The organism is Rhodococcus sp. YL-1, from assembly GCF_001942025.1.
Classification (GTDB): Bacteria; Actinomycetota; Actinomycetes; order Mycobacteriales; family Mycobacteriaceae; genus Rhodococcus_F; species Rhodococcus_F qingshengii.
The window spans coordinates 2,957,663-2,975,554 of the sequence record NZ_CP017299.1; the positions used below are offsets into that span (position 1 = coordinate 2,957,663).

Sequence of the window (17,892 nt, forward strand, 5' to 3'; positions counted from 1 at the left end):
AAACACGGAATTATCCGAATATTGGTTGAAAGCAAGTGCCATCCAACGGCAACCCCCAATCTGTAGCCTCACCTCTGCACATCGCAAGAACCATCAAGCAACGACGGTGGGGCTCGGGCTCAGATGACGCCGAACCCGACGATCCCCGGGACTTCCGACGGGACGATGCGATGGAGCATGACCTTGTTGTTCTCGTTGCCGCCGACGGTCGTCAGAGTGCCGGCGTCGTTGACCAGAACGACGTTGACGTGTTGGCCGAAGGGGCTCGAGTCGCCGTACAGGATCGTGTCGCCGACCTTGGGTTGGTAGTCCTGACCGTAGGGGACAAACGCGTCGACGGACTCGTAATACTCCTGCAGCGTGTACACCCCGGGGATGCGCCACGACCCTGAGTTGGGGTTCGAGAACGGCGTGCCGATCTGGTTCATCGACCAGCTCACGAAATCGGCACACCACGATTCTTCGACACCCTCGGCGTACTTGGTGCCGGGACTCCCTGACTCCCATTCCTGCTCGAGGACGCCCAGTAGCGCACTCTGCTGAGCGCTGAGAATGCTGTGGTCGACGGCCGGGAACGAATCGAGATTCTCGCCGGCAAGAGCGTCGTCGCCGCGCGCGAACCACCACAGTGCGCCGGCGACAACTACGACCACCGCAACGCCGAATACGCCCAGAACAGCGAGAGTGCGTCTGGGCGTATTCGGTGCGTGCGACATCACGCCACGATAGTCAATTACTCGAGCGGGGGTGCAGAGCGATCGATCGTCGTCGCGAGTGGCTTCTCCTTGACGAAGAGCAACAACACGACCGCTGCGATGACCAAGGGGACGAGGTAGAGGAAGATCGGCGCGAGCGCGTCGTTGTACGCGCCGACGATGATCTCGCGAACCTGGCTCGGCAACTTCCAGAGGATTCCCGGGGTCAAGGAGTTCTCGTCACCACCGACCGCGCCGCCATTCGCCGGGAGTCGCTCGGCCAGGAGATTGGTCAGACGCGAGGCGAACAGGCTGCCCACGATCGCGCTGCCCAACGACGCACCGATCTGACGGAAGAAGTTGTTCGACGCGGTGGCCGTTCCCACTTCGGCCGCGGGGAAGGTGTTCTGCACGATCAAGATCAAGATCTGCATGACGAGGCCGAGTCCGATACCCATGAGTGCGATGTAGCAACCGAAGACCAGCAGTGAGGTCGACGGCGTCAGACGTGAGAGCAGGACCAGAGCAACAGCGACGATGGATGTTCCGACGATGGGGAAGATCTTGTAGCGGCCGGTCTTGCTGACCAGCTGGCCGGACCCGATGGAGGCGACCAGCAGGCCCGCCATCATCGGAATCATCATCAATCCAGCCTCGGTGGCGTTCTTACCTGTCACCATCTGGATGTAGGTCGGCAGGTAGGCGAGCGCACCGAACATGGCGATTCCGATGATCAGGCCGGCGACGGTGGTCAACACGAAGTTGCGCTGAGCGAACAGATGCATCGGAATCACCGGTTCGTCGGCACGCTTCTCGACGAAGACAAAAGCCACTGCCGTCACGACGCAGCCGACGATCAACCCGATGATGACGGCCGATCCCCAGGCGTAGGTGTTTCCGCCCCAGGTCGTGAACAGGATCAGACACGTCGCTGCCGTCGCGACGAGAACCATGCCCAGATAGTCGATGCGAGGCTTGCCGAGGTTCGGCTTCCGCAGGTGCAGAAATGCCATCGCGCTCGCGATGGCGAGTAGGCCTAGGGGGATGTTGATCCAGAAGGCCCAACGCCAACCGATGCCCTCGGTGAACCAGCCGCCGAGTAGGGGACCGGCAACCGAAGCCAGTGCGAACACCCCGCCCATCGCACCCATGTACCGGCCGCGTTGCCTGGCGGGGACGACGTCGGCGATGATCGCCTGGGACAGCAGGATCAATCCGCCGCCGCCGAGTCCCTGCACGGCTCGACCAGCGATGAGTGTGGTCATGTCGTGGGACAGACCGCCGATCACCGAACCGACGATGAAAATGCTGATGGCGCCGATGAAGAGGCCCTTGCGGCCGATCAGGTCACCGAGTTTTCCGTACACCGGCATCATGACGGTCGAGGCGAGGATGTATGCCGTCGTCACCCAGACCATGTGGTTGACGCCGTTCAATTCGCCCACGATGGTGGGCAACGCGGTACTGAAGATCATCTGGTCGAGCGAAGCCAGAAGCATCGTGATCATCAGCCCGACAAAAACGAGGATGATCGACCGTTTGTCCGGCGAGGCCTCGGTGTCGGTATGCGTGCCGTCGGGCTCGACGGTCGCAGCTTCTCGAGTGGACATGTAGTTCCTTAGTTGAGTGACGGCGGGTGCGAGAGTGTGGATCAGCTCTCGGACCTCAGTATTCGAGCCATCAGGAGTAGTGCCGGATCGAGCAAATCTGTTCTGGGGCTTGCCCGTTCACTGTTCTGCCATTTTCGGAAGACGTAACGCATCGCGGCGCCTGCGGTGATGACCGTTGCTGTGGCTTCGTCGGCAGCGGCTGTGTCCGAGTGCAGGCGGCGATACTCGGTTCTGTTCGACAACTCCCGCGTGAGGATCCGGGTGAGCGTGTCTTCAAGATCGTGGAAGGTGGCCAGATGTTGTTGCAACAGCGTGGGATGACGCTCGAACAATTCGCGTCGATGCGCGAGCAGATCGGGTCGCTCGTCGACGATTTGCATCGCCGCCTCGAATACCGCGAGGGCGCCGCGCAGCGGATCGTCCGGGTGCTCGCCGATGAGCGTGAGCATGGTCGTCTCACTTGGCACGACGAGCATGAGCCCACCGATCGCTGCGTCCTTGGTGGGGAAGTAGTTGAAGAACGTGCGGGTCGACAGATTGCAGGCTTCGCAGATTTTCTCGACGGTCACTTCGTCATAGCCCAGGTCGAGAACGAGTTCGACGGCGGTGTGCTCGATCAGCTGCCTCGTCGCAATTCGTTTTCGTTCGCGCAATCCGAGAGTTTCGGTTCCCATTTCATCCATAATTGCACAGAGTGCAAAGTTTCATCGAATGCAATATTTCGCCCAAGAATGCCTCATGAAATGCAAAAATGGGGATCGGGTGCCTGGTGGATAGGATGAACCGCGTGGAGGACACCTTGCCCCCTTGCCCTGAATGCGCCGGCGAATACACCTACGAGATGGGCGCGTTGATGGTCTGCCCGTCCTGCGCGCACGAGTGGGCGCCGACCGATAGTGCCGGCGAGGACCTGGGTGTGGTGAAAGATGCCGTAGGCAACATTCTTGCGGACGGCGACACGGTGACGGTCGTCAAGACGCTCAAGGTGAAGGGCAGTCCGACCGGCATCAAGTCAGGTACGAAAGTTCGCAACATCCGCCTTGTTCAGGGTGTTGGTGACCACGACATCGACTGCAAGGTCGACGGCATCGGACCGATGCAATTGAAGTCGAGCGTCGTCAAGAAGGTGTGACCGGACAGCGATAGTTGTCGGCTCGAAATCCTGTTCAGTTTCGACGGTTCGATAGCCACAATCGAGGTGATTCTCGACCGCTCGAACGAATGGACCGAACTGTGCCGAACTCGATCTGCCTGGAGCCCGCACTCGATAACACCGCACTCGATACAGACGAGCAGTGGAAACGCATCGTCGATGCGCTGACGCGCAGGGGTTTCCTCGGCGCCGGGCTCGGTGCCGCGGCCGCGACCTTGCTTGCAGCGTGCAGCAGCGACGAAAATGGCTCGGCGCCAAGTGGTCTCGTCACGGTGCAGGACGAGACGGGCAGTGTCGAGATCCCTTCGGATCCGCAGCGAATGGTCATCGCCCATGTCAGCGCCATGGCGACGGTGCTCGACCTCGGTGTGCCGCCGGAGAAGATCGTCGGCGGCTTCTTCGGTCTCGAGGGTGTGAGCGGTGACGCGGTGTTGCGCACGATGCCAGAGGCTGCGAACATCCCGAACCTCGGCACGGCGGGAACGTGGAACAAGGAAGCAATCATCGGCGTGTCGCCGGATCTGATCGTCATGCTCCTGACGGCCGGAAATGCTTACGCAGCAAAGTCTTACGACGAACTCTCTGCCACAGGCGTGCCGGTGTTCGCCGGCTTCAACGGGTTCCTCACGTGGGACGAGATGAAGAAATTGGTCACCTCGATGGGCGTCGCGGTCCGACGCGAAGACGCGGCGGCCGAATTGAACGCGCGAACGGAAGGCCGACTCCTGGCAATCAAGGATCGACTCTCCGCCCTCGGTTCGTTGCCGTCGATGACCCTCCTCCGCACCGGCGAGAACGGTGTCGTCTACAACCAGGTCGACGCTCTTCTCGACGCCCTCGGTTTCCCCGGCGAACGAGCTACATCGGAGGAGTTCACGCGCACACTCACAGCGGAGCAACTCGATCAGGTGACCAGCGACGTGATCATCGTGGGCGCATTCCAGGACCAGCAGGACGTCCGCGCGCAGTTGGCGATGAACCCGCTCTGGGAGCGTCTTCGCGCTGTCCGCTCGGGGAACGTCCATTACGTCGACGACAGCCTGTGGGGCTCGGGCTATTCTCCCCGCGCGACCGAGCTGCGACTCGACGACATCGAGCGGATCTTCAGCTGACGCCGTCGTGTCACCTCGACTTATCGGTGCATTACCTCGAGAATCATGACCATGGACAAAATCAGGTTCTTCGAGCTGGTCACCGAATGGTTCGAGGTACTCGGTGTTGTCGCCATGGTTCTCGGGTTCGTGTTCGCATTCGTGATCGCGGGGCGCGCATGGAGTCGAACGCGGGACGGTAGTTCGGCGTTTCGTACTCTGCGCGAGACCATGGGCGCGGTCATCCTTCTCGGCCTCGAGATCCTTGTCGCCGCTGATCTGGTGAAGACGGTGACGTCGTCGCCGTCGCTGACAGACGCCGCAGTTCTGGGCATGATCGTACTTATTCGGACCGTGCTGAGCCTGTCGATTCAGATCGAGATCGACGGGGTACTTCCGTGGCGCAAGGCGTTGGTGTCAAGTCCGGAACTCCTGGTACGCGCAGCGCGCGGATCAGGAGGCCGCACGACGCCCGACGCGTCGAGTTCGTAGCGATAGCCGTTGCGAGTGAAAGGTCGGGCAGATGACAGCAGTGCGTACCGAGCATCTCACGGTCGACGAAAGGCGGGCGCGCGGCCGTCAGGCGCGTAGAGATACGCCATTGGCCGCGCTCGCGGATCTGGCAGAGAGTGAACGTGATCCGATATCACTGCTCGAATTGCAGGCGAAGTCGCGGGTACAGGACCTGGTGCCCATCCGATACGGGCGGATGTCGGCATCGCGGTTCTCGTTCTTCCGCGGCGCTGCTCTGGTGATGGCCGACGATTTGTCACGCAGTCCGGATTCGGGTCTTGCCAGCCAACTCTGCGGCGACGCGCACCTGAGCAACTTCGGTATCTATGCGACGCCCGAGCGAAAGCTCGCGTTCGACATCAACGACTTCGACGAAACGTACCCGGGACCGTTCGAATGGGACGTGAAACGACTGGCCGCAAGTTTGGTGATCGCCGCAAAGGACAACGGATTTTCGGGCAAGGAGCGAAAGAAGATCGTTCGCGGATGCGCGGCCGAGTATCGGGAAACCATGATCACCCAGGCAGGATTGGGAAATCTTGCAGTCTGGTACTCGCACATCGCACCCGAGGACGGGCTCGAGGCTCTCCAGATCGACCTGAAGAAGCGCATGCTTGCTCGCACACAAGCGACGCTGGACAAGGCTCGTCGCCGCGACAGTGTGCAGGCGGCAGGCAAGTTCACCGAAATCGTCGACGGCCGGCGGCAATTCATCAGTGATCCGCCGCTGATCGTGCCCGCAAACGAGTTGTTCGCAGGGACCGATCTCACGCAGATCGAGGAGTTGCTACGTCAGCGCGTTCGGTCGTATCGGAGCACGCTGCAGTGGGACCGTCGGGTGTTGCTCGAAAGCTTCGAGATGACGCACATTGCGCGGAAGGTTGTCGGTGTCGGGAGCGTCGGAACACGCGCATGGATGATCCTCATGAAAGGAGTCGACGACGACGATCCGTTGATCCTGCAGGTCAAGGAAGCGCAACCCTCGGTATTGTCCGGCTACGTCGATGGTCCGACCTTCAAGAACGAAGGGGAACGCGTCGTCAACGGGCAACGCTTGATGCAAGCGACAAGCGACATCTTTCTCGGCTGGGAACGAGGGCCGGGGCTCGACGAGGGTGAGCACGATTTCTACATTCGTCAACTGCGTGACGGTAAAGGGTCGGCAGTCATCGAAGAGATGGTGCCGCAGGGGCTGGAACTCTACGGGCGCCTGTGCGCCAGGGTCCTTGCCTACGCACACGCTCGCTCGTCCGATCGGATAGCGATCGCCGAATATCTCGGTGAGGGAACCGAATTCGATTTCGCGATCGGGGAGTTCGCGGCTGCCTACGCCAAGCGCAATGCTCGCGATCACGCCGCTCTGCTGACCGCGATCGACGACGGTCGCGTGTCAGCAGAGCGGGGAGTGTGACGACTCAGGCGAACGCGCCGTCGAGCCAGCCCTGCCACGCTGCCGTTGCTGATCCACCGTCAGCACCCTCTGCGAAGAGGTGATGGGCCGCGTCGACGGTGCCGCCGAAAGCATTTCGGCCGTAGAACCGCAGCAATGCGTCCTGGGTGCGCAAGCCGATGAACCAGTCGTTGATGTAGTCGACAATCGCGTCGACGGTTCCGATTCCGGGGACTTCCACCGACGCGGAGTCACCGACAGCGGCGCCCGAGGTGATTCCGAGGGCGCTGCGAAGCGTTCCCATCGCTTGCGGCGCGGACGAGGATTCCGGGCCTTCGGCCGAGACATAGGTGACGGGTTTTCCGGCGAAGTACCGCACGTATTGGCCGAGACTGTGCAGGTAGAAGTCCGTGTGCTTGCTCGCGCCGTCGTACTGGTTGTCCCAGTCATCGGCAAACACTCCGGCGTGGACGTAGCGGACAACGGCGGTGCTCTCGTCGCGTGCTTCGACGACGTATTCGAGGTTGTTGAACCAGCCATCGGGGCCTTGCATGTGGATGGCGAGTTCGCGGGGCGGCTCCCAGGTCGCGATGATCGGGCTGTCCGGGCGGCTGCCGTCGGCGGGGATCTCGAGAGGGGAGGGGAACATCCATCCGGCCGTTTCGGCCGAGATGGCGGCCCAGATCTGCTCGGGGGTTCCTGGGACGACCACCTCGCGGCGGATTTCGAATTTCTCGGACATTGCTACTTCTCCGTTTCGGGCGCGTCGATCGCTTGGGTTGTGATGGTTTGGGGTGTGGTGAGGCTGGGATGCAGGGCGACAACGAGGCGGTGTTTGCGTCCGCCTTCGGAATTGCCGTCGTGATACTTGGCGACGAGTGAGTTGATCGACTCGCCGAGTTCGCCGGCGAAGGCGGCACGGTCGGCCGCCGTGGCAAAGGTGATGTCGCTGTCGATGGCAAAGGACGCCAACGGTTTTCCGGCCGCAGTTGCGCCGGCGATCAGTTCGCCGACCTCTCGGACGATCCGCGCTGCGAGGCTGACGAGCCAGCGCGCCGAGAGTTGATCCGGGAACCGGCCCGGGTCCGGCGCGAGCGCCGACATTGCAGCGGGGGAGATGACGTACGACGCGGCACTGGCCTGCATGATTCGCTCGGTCATGTTGCCTCGCTTGCGTTCCTCGACGAGCTCGACAAGTCCGTGGTCTTCGAGAGTGCGCAGGTGGTAGTTCACCTTCTGGCGTGTCAGCCCGATCCGGGACGCCAGCGAGGATGCCGATCCCGGCACCGCCAATTCGGCCAGAATCCGTTGCCGAATCGGATCGAGCGACGCCTCGGCAGCTCCGGGGCGATCGATGACTGCTACGTCCAACATGAGAAAACCATCCCACCGACAACTAAATCTGTCAAGACAGAAAAAATTGTCGGTGGGATGGTTTCGGAGATTCGCTATCGCTTGAGGTCGGGCGGGTTGTTCAGATCCCGCGCCGAGTACGTGTCACACGACGAAATCTGGCCGGTCTGGTATCCGGTCATGAACCACGCCTGACGCTGTGCGGAGGAGCCGTGTGTCCAACCTTCAGGGTTGACCCGACCGGTCGTGGACTTTTGGATACGGTCGTCGCCCACCGACGAGGCGGCGGACAACGCGTCGCGAATGTCGTCTTTTGACAAGGGCTTCAGGAACGGTTGACCGGTCGCCTGATCGGGAATCGTGTCCGCAAAATGTGCCCAGACGCCTGCGTAGCAATCGGCCTGGAGTTCGGTGCGAACCGCACCCGACTGCTCGCCCTGCGGGTCGGCCTGCGCGCGGCCGATGTCGCCGAGCTGATTCTGGATGTGATGTCCGAACTCGTGCGCGACCACGTACTCCTGTGCGAGCGGTCCGGCGCTGGAACCGAAACGGTCGACGAGTAGTTGGAAGAAACTCGTGTCGAAGTACGCAGTCTGGTCGGCCGGGCAGTAGAACGGACCGACGTCACTAGACGCCTGGCCGCAACCGGTGTTGACCGAACCGCTGAACAGAATGACTTCGGGTCGCACGTACGCCGTGCCGGTCTGCTTGACCAACTGCTGTTCCCAAACGTCGTCGAGGCTTCCGACGGTCAGTGTGACGCGGCAGTTCACATCGGCGTTTGCCTGAGCACCGGTGCACTCGTCGACCGACGACAGTCCGGTCGACGAACTCGAAGTCTCGGTAGACGTACCCAGGAGTGAGCCGGGGTCACCGCCGAACAACAGCGCCAGGATCAGAACGATAATGCCGCCCGCGCCACCGCCGATCGCGATTTTGCCGCCGCGGCCACCGCCACCCCCGCCGCCTTGAACCTGAACGCGTCCCGCTTCGCCGCGGGCCCCCTCGTTGAAGGTCATCTATGTCCGCTTTCTGCTGTCGTGAACAAGTGCTTGCCGTCACTTCTGGAGATAGCTTCGCATGCGATGCGGGTCCGCGTTTCCGCTCTGTGCAGTTCGCTCCGTAGGATCGCAGGCAAAGTAGTCGGTCGTCGGTTATTGGAAGTAGTTCGAAAGGAATCCCGTGCTGCGCACACATCTCGCCGGTTCATTGCGACCCGAGCAGGCAGAGCAGACCGTAACGCTCACCGGTTGGGTAGCCAGGCGTCGTGATCACGGCGGAGTGATCTTCATCGATCTCCGTGATGCATCCGGAGTTGCGCAGGTAGTTTTCCGGGCAGGTGACGTGGCCGAGCAGGCGCACCGTCTGCGCGCGGAATACTGCGTTCGCGTGACCGGAACGGTCGAGGTTCGCCCCGAGGGCAACCAGAACTTCGAGATCCCCACCGGAGCAATCGAGGTCAACGCCACTGAACTCGAGGTTCTCAACGAAAGCGCACCGCTGCCGTTCCAGCTCGACGATCAGGTCGGCGAAGAAGCGCGCCTCAAGTACCGCTACCTCGACCTGCGTCGTGAAGGCCCCGGCTCCGCAATTCGCTTGCGCTCCAAGGTAAGTGCTGCAGCGCGCGGCGTTCTCGCGCATCACGAGTTCGTCGAGGTCGAGACTCCGACGCTCACGCGCTCGACGCCCGAGGGTGCCCGTGACTTCCTGGTGCCGTCGCGCCTTCAGCCCGGTAGCTTCTACGCACTGCCGCAGAGCCCGCAGCTGTTCAAGCAGCTCCTCATGGTCGGCGGCATCGAGCGCTACTACCAGATCGCACGTTGCTACCGCGACGAGGATTTCCGCGCCGATCGCCAGCCCGAGTTCACTCAGCTCGACATCGAGATGGCTTTCGTCAACCAGGACGACATCATCCTGCTCGCCGAGGAAATCCTGACGGCGCTCTGGAAGCTCGTCGGCCACGAGATCAAGACGCCGATCGACCGCATGACCTACACCGAGGCAATGCGTCGTTACGGCAGCGACAAGCCGGACCTGCGTTTCGACATCGAACTCGTCGAGTGCATGGACTTCTTCAAGGACACGACGTTCCGCGTGTTCCAGGCGGAGTACGTCGGCGCCGTCGTGATGCCCGGCGGTGCAAGCCAGCCGCGCAAGCAACTCGACGCCTGGCAGGAATGGGCCAAGCAGCGTGGGGCCAAGGGTCTGGCGTACGTGTTGGTCGGTGAAGACGGCACTCTCGGTGGACCTGTTGCCAAGAACCTGACCGACGCCGAGCGTGAGGGCCTGGCCGCCCACGTCGGAGCTCAGCCGGGAGACTGCGTCTTCTTCGCAGCTGGTGCAACGAAGCCGATGCGCGCCCTCCTCGGCGCTGCCCGTGGTGAGATCGCCCGCAAGAAGGACCTCATCGATCCTGACGCGTGGGCGTTCGTGTGGATCGTCGACGCTCCGATGTTCGAGCCGACCGCCGACGCCACTGCATCCGGTGACGTCGCTCTCGGCCACTCCGCGTGGACCGCCGTGCACCACGCGTTCACGTCGCCGAAGCCGGAGTTCTTCGACACGTTCGACACCGATCCGGATTCCGCTCTCGCCTACGCGTACGACATCGTCTGCAACGGCAACGAGATCGGCGGCGGCAGTATTCGTATCCACCGCAAGGACATTCAGGAACGAGTGTTCAAGGTGATGGGTATCTCCGAGGAAGAGGCGCAGGAGCAGTTCGGCTTCCTCCTCGACGCCTTCGCCTTCGGTGCGCCGCCGCACGGCGGAATCGCATTCGGCTGGGACCGCATCACCGCGCTCCTCGCCGGCATGGATTCCATCCGTGAGGTCATCGCGTTCCCGAAGTCCGGCGGCGGCGTCGACCCGCTGACGGATGCTCCGGCACCGATCTCGGCTCAGCAGCGCAAGGAATCGGGTATCGACGCGAAGCCCGAGAAGAAGTCAGAGGACGAGAAGTCCGAAGGCGACACCGGCGAAGCCAAGTAGAGCCGACACCGGATCGCCATGCTGCATTTGCGGGTGATCTGCCCGACCGAGCGCACCGAGCAAGTTCTCGGTGCGCTCGCGTCGCAGCGGGGCGCGACACACATCGTCGTGATGCGCGACGTCGCGGTTCATCCTGCCGGCGACATGGTGGAGGCCGACGTCGCCCGTGAGGCGGCAAACGACGTCGTCGATGCCCTGAACGAACTCGGCGTCGCCGAGGACGGCGGAATGACGCTCGTACCGGTCGAGACGGTGTTGTCGGCGGCGGCGCGCAAAGCCGAGCGTGACGTGCCTGGTGATCCCGCGGATTCCGTCGTGTGGGAGGAATTGCTGTCCCGCACTCGCGAAGAGTCGACTCTCAACGGATTGTTCGTCGCGTTCCTGACCATTGCGTGTCTGCTGGCCGCGATCGGCGTCGTGACCGACTCTCAGATCACGATCGTCGGCGCCATGGTCGTCGGTCCGGAGTTCGGTCCGCTGGCTGCTTTGGCAGTCGCACTCGTACGGCGGGATCGACGGTTGCGTCGGCGTTCGATTCTCGCGCTTGCCGTCGGATTCCCCATCGCGATGGGCGTGACGCTTGCCGCAACGTTCGTGGTGAAGTTCTTCGGATGGATGGACGTCGTCAGTCTCGAGTCACTCCACGAGGTCGATTTCGTATACAAGGTCGGGCCCATTTCGTTTGTCGTCGCGCTTCTTGCCGGTGCGGCTGGGATGCTGGCACTCGTCTCGTCGAAGTCCGCTGCCTTGGTCGGGGTGTTCATCTCTGTCACCACGGTTCCTGCCGCCGGTTTCGCGGTGGTTGCGGCAGCAAACGGAGAATGGCGGATCGCCGGGTTGTCGTCTCTGCAACTGGCTGTCAACCTGCTCGGGATCGTCACTGCCTGCGTGCTTGTTCTCTGGCTCAGAACCCGGGCCGACGAGGAATTCGAAGCAGCGTTGAAAGGCATTTCTCGATTTGTCGACGAGGACAAGACTCCATGACGTCGCAGGTTCGGAGGTCTGCTCACCGACAGCAAAATTCTCGAGAGAACTGTGTGCCGGTGTGGCGATTGGGGACTTTTGTCATCGCCGCAGGTAGTCGGCAATTTCTGTTGCTGTGAGGCCTTGAATTCTCCGCTGCGAGCGGACGAGCTGGGCATGATCGGAGTCACTAACGGGTAAGTTGGTCGGTGATGACCGCATTACTGGCAGACCCCGTTTCCGAAGTCGTCGCAGCTGCTGAGCAGTTGCTGACACGCCGCACAGGGGCACCCGTAACCCTGGTGGATCCCGTAGATCTCGGGGGGAGTGGCCGCACCGTCGTGCTGCGCGTTCGTGTCGCCGAGAACCCGTTCTCCCTGCCCCGAACTTTGGTGATCAAGCAGGTCCGCGACAACTTCCAGGGAGCTACCAAAACAGCGATTGCGCTCCCGGCCGCGTCCGAAGGTGACTTCGACGTCGAGACCGCATTCCTTCGTGAAGCGGTGTCGTATCAGTTCGCCAACGCGCTTGCCAAGGACGCACGCCCCGGCGCCGAACTGTTGGCGTCCGACCTCGATGCTCGCCTCCTGATCCTGAGTGATCTCGGCGACGCCACCGCAATCAGCGTCCGACTCGAAGACTCCGACCCGGACACCGTCACTTACACGTTGATGGCCATGGCTCAGGCAATGGGACGCATGCACGCCGCGACCGTCGGCCGGGAGGACGACTTCACCGCACTGCTGCGTCGAGCCGAGGTTGCCCATTGCTCCGATGAAGTTGCGGATCAGGTGGGACGCGCAGTGGCCGGTGTTCCCGCGATGTTGGTGGAAAGTCTCGGGATCGATGTGAGTTCGGACATTCTCGAGCAGGTTCAGCACGCGCAGACACTGTTCAGTGGCGGTCGGTTCCGTGCCTTCAGTCCGTCGGACCTGTGCCCCGACAACATCATCGTCAACGACGACGGCGTGCAGTTCCTCGACTACGAGTGGGGTGGCTACCGCGATGCCCTCCTCGACATCACCTACGCGTTGGTGTCTTTCCCCGGTTGCCTGTGCAACATCGACCTGACCGAAGAGCGGGCGTCGGCGATGGTCGATGCCTGGCGGGCCGAGGTCGTGGGGATGTGGCCCGCCCTGGCCGACGAGGCCGAATTGGGGCGCCGGATCGTCGAGGCCCAACTCATCTGGGTCTGGCTCAGTACCTATCTGTACCTGCCCGAGGATCATTCGCGTATCGCCGCCGTCCGCGAACATTATCTCTCGATTCCACGCGCCGACGCACTGGTCGGACGCTGGGCCAGGCTCGCACGCTCGGCTCAGCTCGCCGGCAACGACGCCGTCGAGGCACACGCCCGCGACGTCGTGGCGGCGCTGCGGACCGAGTTCAGCTGAGGCCCTGACCGATCACACACAGAAGGGCGCCCGTGCACGAAGCACGAGCGCCCTTTCTCGGTCGAGTCCGCTCAGTTGTCGGAGACCAGATCGTTCTCGGACAGGTCCGTCGCCGCGAGCGCTGTCGCCAGATCGGGATGCCGGAACGTTGACGTCACCTGGTCGGCCACGACTCGGAAAGCAGAGGCCAGGGTCGCGGACTTGTCCGGTTCGGCCGCCCACGTTGCGGTCTGTTCGACGACGACCACGCCGTGGTGGACGTACATCTTTCCGGGGACGAGCGTGATGCCGGCGTTGGTGGCCCACTCGCGCAGGGCAGCGAGTCCCTGGCTCGCGCCCTTGGGGCCGCCTACCTCGATGTCGTCACTCGACAACTGCAGCAGAGTGTCGACGTCTTGGGAGTTGAGTGCATCGTGCCACGCGAGGACGGTGGCGATCTCGGAGGTGCTCATGGCGACAACGCTATCCAACGCGGATTCACGACTGGGTGAGGGCTGGCGGAACAGCGGATTGTGTCGGGCGTCGGTGGTCTCTAGTAGCGTCGATTCGTGAGCGATTGGCAAGCGGAAGACAGTGTGGGGGCGAAAGACGGCGTGGTGGCGGAAGACGGCCTGTTCGAGGCAACTCCGGAGGAATCCGCGATCGTCGACGAACCAGATGTCGTGTCTGTAGCCGAGCGCGCCCTGTCCTCGGTGCCTCCCGGTGCTCCTCTGGCTGTCCGCATGCGTCCGCTCACTCTTGGTGAAGTTGTCGGCCAACAGCACTTACTCGGGCCCGGCGCGCCACTCCGCAGAATGGTCGAGGGGTCCGGCGCCGCATCGGTACTTCTGTACGGACCTCCCGGCACCGGCAAGACCACGCTCGCATCGTTGATCTCGGGTGCTACCGGCCGCCGGTTCGAGGCTCTGTCGGCTCTGTCCGCCGGAGTCAAAGAAGTCCGCGGTGTCATCGAACTCGCGCGCCGCCGCCTGCTGAACGGCGAACAAACCGTCTTGTTCATCGACGAAGTTCATCGCTTCTCCAAGACCCAGCAGGACGCCTTGCTCGCCGCGGTCGAGAACCGCATCGTGCTCTTGGTCGGCGCGACCACCGAGAACCCGTCGTTCTCGGTCGTCTCCGCTCTGTTGTCGCGCTCGTTGGTCCTGCAACTGCAATCGCTCACCGCTGCGGATGTCCAGGAACTGCTCGAGCGCGCTGTCGCCGACGAACGCGGGTTCGGCGGAGCGATCACGATCGACGACGACGCGATGGAACACCTCGTTCGTCTGGCGGCCGGCGACGCCCGCCGAGCCCTGACGGCACTCGAGGCTGCCGCCGGGGCTGCACTGGACACCGCAGGTGACGCTTCGGGCCCGGTGGTGCTCGACCTCGCGACCGTCGAGGCCAGTGTCGACAAGGCCGCGGTTCGGTACGACCGTGCCGGAGATCAGCACTACGACGTCATCAGTGCATTCATCAAGAGCATTCGTGGATCAGACGTCGACGCCGCCCTGCACTACCTCGCACGGATGCTGACCGCGGGCGAAGACCCTCGCTTCATCGCACGGCGTCTGGTGGTTCACGCCAGCGAAGACATCGGCATGGCTGATCCGATGGCGCTGCAGACTGCCACCGCGGCGGCGCAGGCAGTGCAGCTGATCGGTATGCCGGAGGCTCGTCTGGCGCTGGCACAGGCCACCATTCATCTGGCGACGGCTCCCAAATCGGGTGCGGTCATCGCCGCACTCGGCGCGGCCATGGCCGACGTGGCCGCCGGAAAATCCGGACTGGTACCGCCGCACCTGCGTGACGGGCACTACAAGGGCGCCGAGCAATTGGGCAACGCAGTCGGATACAAGTACCCGCACGACACACGTGATGGTGTTCTGCGGCAACAGTATCCACCGGACGATCTGGTGGGTGTCGACTATTACCAGCCCACCGCGCACGGCAACGAGCGGGAGATCGCCGATCGGGTGAGCAAACTTCGCCGAATAGTTCGTGGCTGACGCCTGCCAGGTTCCACCGGCCGACGCGTTAGTCTGGACACCCATAGCTCGACGCTCTTGAAGGTAAGGACCGGTTAGTGCAAACCCACGAGATCCGCAGGCGATTCCTCGACCACTTCGTCAAGGCCGGCCACACCGAGGTGCCCAGCGCCTCGCTGATTCTCGACGACCCGAACCTTCTGTTCGTCAACGCGGGCATGGTTCCGTTCGTGCCGTTCTTCCTCGGGCAGCAGACGCCGTCCTACTCACGGGCGACGTCCGTGCAGAAGTGCGTCCGCACCCTGGACATCGAAGAGGTCGGCATCACCACCCGCCACAACACCTTCTTCCAGATGGCGGGCAACTTCTCCTTCGGTGACTACTTCAAGAAGGAAGCCATCTCCCACGCCTGGCAGTTGCTGACAGGTTCGGTCGAGGACGGCGGATACGGCATCGATCCCACGCGCCTGTGGGCCACCGTCTACCTCGACGACGACGAAGCATTCTCGATCTGGCGCGACGAGGTAGGAGTGCCCGAAGAGCGCATCCAGCGCCGCGGCATGAAGGACAACTACTGGTCCATGGGCATTCCCGGGCCGTGCGGCCCCTGCTCGGAGATCTTCTACGACCGCGGCGCCGAATACGGCGTCGAGGGTGGCCCCGAAGCCGACGAGGATCGCTACATCGAGATCTGGAACCTCGTGTTCATGCAGAACGAGCGCGGCGAGGGCACCAACAAGGGCGACTACCCGATCCTCGGACCGTTGCCGAAGAAGAACATCGACACCGGCATGGGCGTCGAGCGCGTTGCGTTCCTCCTGCAGGGCGTCGAAAACGTCTACGAGACAGATCTTCTCCGCCCCGTCATCGACAAGGCCGCCGAACTGACCGGCAGTGTCTACGGGACCGACCACACTTCAGACGTCCGTTTCCGCGTCATCGCCGACCACGCACGCACCGCAGCGATGTTGATCGCCGACGGTGTGAACCCCGGCAACTACGGCCGCGGCTACGTCCTGCGCCGGTTGCTGCGTCGCATCGTGCGTTCGGCCAAACTGCTCGGCAGCGAGCAGCCCACCATGCGCGAGTTCATGATCGTCGTCCGCGACACGATGGCGCCGTCGTACCCGGTTCTGGAAACCGACTTCACGCGCATCGAGAACGTTGCCGTCGGCGAGGAGACCGCGTTCCTCAAGACGCTGGCTTCGGGTTCTGCTCTGTTCGAGAATGCTGCCGAGACGGTCAAGTCGTCCGGAAAGTCGGTCATCGCCGGCGATCAGGCGTTTGCACTGCACGACACCTACGGCTTCCCGATCGACCTCACGCTCGAGATGGCGTCCGAGGCCGGTCTCACCGTGGACGAGGACGGCTTCCGCACGCTCATGGCCGAGCAGCGCAAGCGCGCCAAGGACGACGCTCAGGCTCGTAAGCACGCCCACGCCGACCTCACGGTCTACAAGGAACTGCTCGACCGAGGCGCCACCGAGTTCACCGGTTTCGACGAGCTCGTCTCCGAGGCTCACGTCCTCGCACTGATCGTCGACGGCGTCCGTGTCCCGGTAGCGAGGGCCGGTCAGGACGTCGAGGTCATCCTCGACCGAAGCCCGCTCTACGCAGAGTCCGGTGGACAGATCGCCGACATCGGTTCGCTCACCGCGCCGGGCCTCGAAGCCAAGGTCAACGACGTACAGAAGATCGCCAAGAAGGTCTGGACGCACAAGGTGACGGTGCAGAAGGGTGAGATCACCGAGGGCGACGTCGTACTCGCGCACGTCGACGCCGAGTGGCGCAAGGGTGCAACCCAGGGGCACTCCGGCACCCACATGGTGCACGCGGCGCTGCGTCAGGTGCTCGGCCCCAACGCGGTGCAGGCGGGCTCGCTCAACAAGCCGGGTTACCTCCGCTTCGACTTCTCCTGGCAGGGCGCGCTGTCCGACTCCCAGAAGCAGGACATCGAGGCACTCACCAACGAAGCTGTGGCGTCGAACTACGCGGTCAACACATTCGTCACGGATCTCGACAAGGCCAAGGCGATGGGTGCGATGGCACTCTTCGGTGAGAACTACGGCGACGAGGTTCGTGTCGTCGAAATCGGCGGCCCGTTCTCGATGGAACTGTGCGGTGGCACTCACGTCGGAAGCTCCGCACAGATCGGTCAGGTAACGCTGCTCGGTGAGCAGTCGGTCGGCTCCGGAATCCGACGCGTCGAGGCGTACGTCGGTTTGGACTCCTACCGCTACCTCGCCAAGGAACGCGCGCTCCTGGCCGGACTCTCCTCCTCGCTGAAGGTTCCTTCGGAAGAGGTGCCCGCCCGCGTCGAGGCGCTCGTCGAGCGACTCAAGGTGGCCGAGAAGGAACTCGAGCAGACCAAGGCCAAGGCTGTGCTGGCGTCGGCAGGCGAGTACGTCGCCAAGGCCAAGCGCATCGGCAGTGTCCTCGTCATCGCCGAGCCTGCTCCCGCCGGAGTCGGCGGAAACGACCTGCGCAGCCTCGTCACGGACATCAAGGGTCGCCTCGGCTCCGAACCTGCCGTCGTAGCTCTGCTCGGTGATGTCGACGGCAAGGTTCCGTTCGTGGTCGCCTCGAGCAAGGCAGCTCAAGGTCTCGGTGTGAAGGCCGGCGAGCTGGTCGCGTCGTTCGGTCCCAAGATCGGCGGCCGCGGCGGCGGAAAGCCCGACATGGCCCAGGGTTCGGGTTCGGACTCCGCCGGAATCCCGGCGGCGCTCGATGCGATCCGGGACAGAGTCGGAGAGCTGGCGGGCGGCAGCTGAC

General features: G+C 63.1%; 16 protein-coding genes. 9 read left to right on the top strand and 7 right to left on the bottom strand.

Translation table 11 applies throughout. The features are described 5' to 3' along the window. Positions 1 to 119: 119 nt before the first annotated feature. The 3 genes from BH682_RS13890 to BH682_RS13900 are packed head-to-tail and all read right to left on the bottom strand — an operon-like array spanning position 120 to position 2,979. A complete protein-coding gene (locus tag BH682_RS13890; RefSeq protein ID WP_007728059.1) occupies positions 120 to 716 on the bottom strand; it encodes a CHAP domain-containing protein in 597 nt (198 codons plus the stop codon). 17 nt (positions 717 to 733) lie between these two features. Next, positions 734 to 2,305, bottom strand: a complete 1,572-nt coding sequence (locus BH682_RS13895) for an MDR family MFS transporter (RefSeq protein ID WP_003944867.1) — start codon at positions 2,303 to 2,305, stop codon at positions 734 to 736. Positions 2,306 to 2,346: 41 nt separating this feature from the next. Next, complete coding sequence (locus BH682_RS13900; RefSeq protein ID WP_003944787.1) at positions 2,347 to 2,979, bottom strand: TetR/AcrR family transcriptional regulator; 633 nt, start codon at positions 2,977 to 2,979, stop codon at positions 2,347 to 2,349. A gap of 113 nt (positions 2,980 to 3,092) precedes the next feature. Here BH682_RS13900 and BH682_RS13905 point away from each other — a divergent pair, with 113 nt between their 5' ends. From BH682_RS13905 to BH682_RS13920, 4 genes are all read left to right on the top strand, one after another. Further along, positions 3,093 to 3,437: a zinc ribbon domain-containing protein YjdM gene (locus tag BH682_RS13905; RefSeq protein ID WP_003944988.1), complete on the top strand. Its 345-nt coding sequence runs from the start codon at positions 3,093 to 3,095 to the stop codon at positions 3,435 to 3,437. A gap of 89 nt (positions 3,438 to 3,526) precedes the next feature. Continuing rightward, positions 3,527 to 4,570 carry an ABC transporter substrate-binding protein gene (locus BH682_RS13910; RefSeq protein ID WP_075833117.1) on the top strand — a complete coding sequence of 348 codons (1,044 nt, stop codon included), beginning with the start codon at positions 3,527 to 3,529 and terminating at the stop codon, positions 4,568 to 4,570. 51 nt (positions 4,571 to 4,621) lie between these two features. Continuing rightward, complete coding sequence (locus BH682_RS13915; RefSeq protein ID WP_007728052.1) at positions 4,622 to 5,041, top strand: DUF1622 domain-containing protein; 420 nt, start codon at positions 4,622 to 4,624, stop codon at positions 5,039 to 5,041. Positions 5,042 to 5,072: 31 nt separating this feature from the next. Further along, positions 5,073 to 6,473, top strand: a complete 1,401-nt coding sequence (locus BH682_RS13920) for a DUF2252 domain-containing protein (protein WP_075833119.1) — start codon at positions 5,073 to 5,075, stop codon at positions 6,471 to 6,473. A gap of 4 nt (positions 6,474 to 6,477) precedes the next feature. On the opposite strand, the gene BH682_RS13925 is transcribed toward BH682_RS13920, so the two are convergent. The 3 genes from BH682_RS13925 to ypfJ form a co-directional block, all read right to left on the bottom strand. Beyond that, positions 6,478 to 7,194 carry an ATPase gene (locus BH682_RS13925; RefSeq protein ID WP_075833121.1) on the bottom strand — a complete coding sequence of 239 codons (717 nt, stop codon included), beginning with the start codon at positions 7,192 to 7,194 and terminating at the stop codon, positions 6,478 to 6,480. Between the two features lie 2 nt (positions 7,195 to 7,196). Further along, positions 7,197 to 7,826, bottom strand: a complete 630-nt coding sequence (locus BH682_RS13930; RefSeq protein ID WP_075833123.1) for an ArsR/SmtB family transcription factor — start codon at positions 7,824 to 7,826, stop codon at positions 7,197 to 7,199. 74 nt (positions 7,827 to 7,900) lie between these two features. Continuing rightward, positions 7,901 to 8,824, bottom strand: coding sequence for a KPN_02809 family neutral zinc metallopeptidase (gene ypfJ / locus BH682_RS13935; RefSeq protein WP_003945028.1), 924 nt, complete (start codon positions 8,822 to 8,824; stop codon positions 7,901 to 7,903). A gap of 163 nt (positions 8,825 to 8,987) precedes the next feature. On the opposite strand from ypfJ, the gene aspS reads away from it, so the two are divergent. The 3 genes from aspS (at position 8,988) to BH682_RS13950 (ending at position 13,153) form a co-directional block, all read left to right on the top strand. Continuing rightward, positions 8,988 to 10,796 (top strand): aspartate--tRNA ligase, encoded by a 1,809-nt coding sequence (aspS, locus tag BH682_RS13940; RefSeq protein ID WP_075833125.1) that lies wholly within the window; start codon positions 8,988 to 8,990, stop codon positions 10,794 to 10,796. Between the two features lie 18 nt (positions 10,797 to 10,814). Further along, on the top strand, positions 10,815 to 11,780 hold the full coding sequence (locus tag BH682_RS13945) for a DUF389 domain-containing protein (RefSeq protein ID WP_007728045.1): 966 nt from the start codon (positions 10,815 to 10,817) through the stop codon (positions 11,778 to 11,780). Positions 11,781 to 11,971: 191 nt separating this feature from the next. Continuing rightward, positions 11,972 to 13,153 carry a kinase gene (locus BH682_RS13950; RefSeq protein WP_042448767.1) on the top strand — a complete coding sequence of 394 codons (1,182 nt, stop codon included), beginning with the start codon at positions 11,972 to 11,974 and terminating at the stop codon, positions 13,151 to 13,153. A 71-nt stretch (positions 13,154 to 13,224) separates the two neighbouring features. On the opposite strand, the gene BH682_RS13955 is transcribed toward BH682_RS13950, so the two are convergent. Continuing rightward, entirely contained in the window at positions 13,225 to 13,605 is a 381-nt protein-coding gene (locus BH682_RS13955) for a nuclear transport factor 2 family protein (RefSeq protein WP_003944973.1), read from the bottom strand. A gap of 96 nt (positions 13,606 to 13,701) precedes the next feature. Here BH682_RS13955 and BH682_RS13960 point away from each other — a divergent pair, with 96 nt between their 5' ends. Beyond that, entirely contained in the window at positions 13,702 to 15,141 is a 1,440-nt protein-coding gene (locus BH682_RS13960; RefSeq protein WP_370852743.1) for a replication-associated recombination protein A, read from the top strand. Between the two features lie 77 nt (positions 15,142 to 15,218). Further along, positions 15,219 to 17,891: an alanine--tRNA ligase gene (gene alaS, locus BH682_RS13965; protein ID WP_064688265.1), complete on the top strand. Its 2,673-nt coding sequence runs from the start codon at positions 15,219 to 15,221 to the stop codon at positions 17,889 to 17,891. Position 17,892: the final 1 nt, after the last annotated feature.

What these genes read in the sequence shown, in the direction of transcription:
- BH682_RS13890 (WP_007728059.1), bottom strand. Translation starts at nt 716, where the DNA reads ATGTCGCACGCACCGAATACGCCCAGACGCACTCTCGCTGTTCTGGGC.
- BH682_RS13895 (WP_003944867.1), bottom strand. Translation starts at nt 2,305, where the DNA reads ATGTCCACTCGAGAAGCTGCGACCGTCGAGCCCGACGGCACGCATACC.
- BH682_RS13900 (WP_003944787.1), bottom strand. Translation starts at nt 2,979, where the DNA reads ATGGGAACCGAAACTCTCGGATTGCGCGAACGAAAACGAATTGCGACG.
- BH682_RS13910 (WP_075833117.1), top strand. Translation starts at nt 3,527, where the DNA reads ATGGACCGAACTGTGCCGAACTCGATCTGCCTGGAGCCCGCACTCGAT.
- BH682_RS13915 (WP_007728052.1), top strand. Translation starts at nt 4,622, where the DNA reads ATGGACAAAATCAGGTTCTTCGAGCTGGTCACCGAATGGTTCGAGGTA.
- BH682_RS13920 (WP_075833119.1), top strand. Translation starts at nt 5,073, where the DNA reads ATGACAGCAGTGCGTACCGAGCATCTCACGGTCGACGAAAGGCGGGCG.
- BH682_RS13925 (WP_075833121.1), bottom strand. Translation starts at nt 7,194, where the DNA reads ATGTCCGAGAAATTCGAAATCCGCCGCGAGGTGGTCGTCCCAGGAACC.
- BH682_RS13930 (WP_075833123.1), bottom strand. Translation starts at nt 7,826, where the DNA reads ATGTTGGACGTAGCAGTCATCGATCGCCCCGGAGCTGCCGAGGCGTCG.
- ypfJ (WP_003945028.1), bottom strand. Translation starts at nt 8,824, where the DNA reads ATGACCTTCAACGAGGGGGCCCGCGGCGAAGCGGGACGCGTTCAGGTT.
- BH682_RS13945 (WP_007728045.1), top strand. Translation starts at nt 10,815, where the DNA reads ATGCTGCATTTGCGGGTGATCTGCCCGACCGAGCGCACCGAGCAAGTT.
- BH682_RS13950 (WP_042448767.1), top strand. Translation starts at nt 11,972, where the DNA reads ATGACCGCATTACTGGCAGACCCCGTTTCCGAAGTCGTCGCAGCTGCT.
- BH682_RS13955 (WP_003944973.1), bottom strand. Translation starts at nt 13,605, where the DNA reads ATGAGCACCTCCGAGATCGCCACCGTCCTCGCGTGGCACGATGCACTC.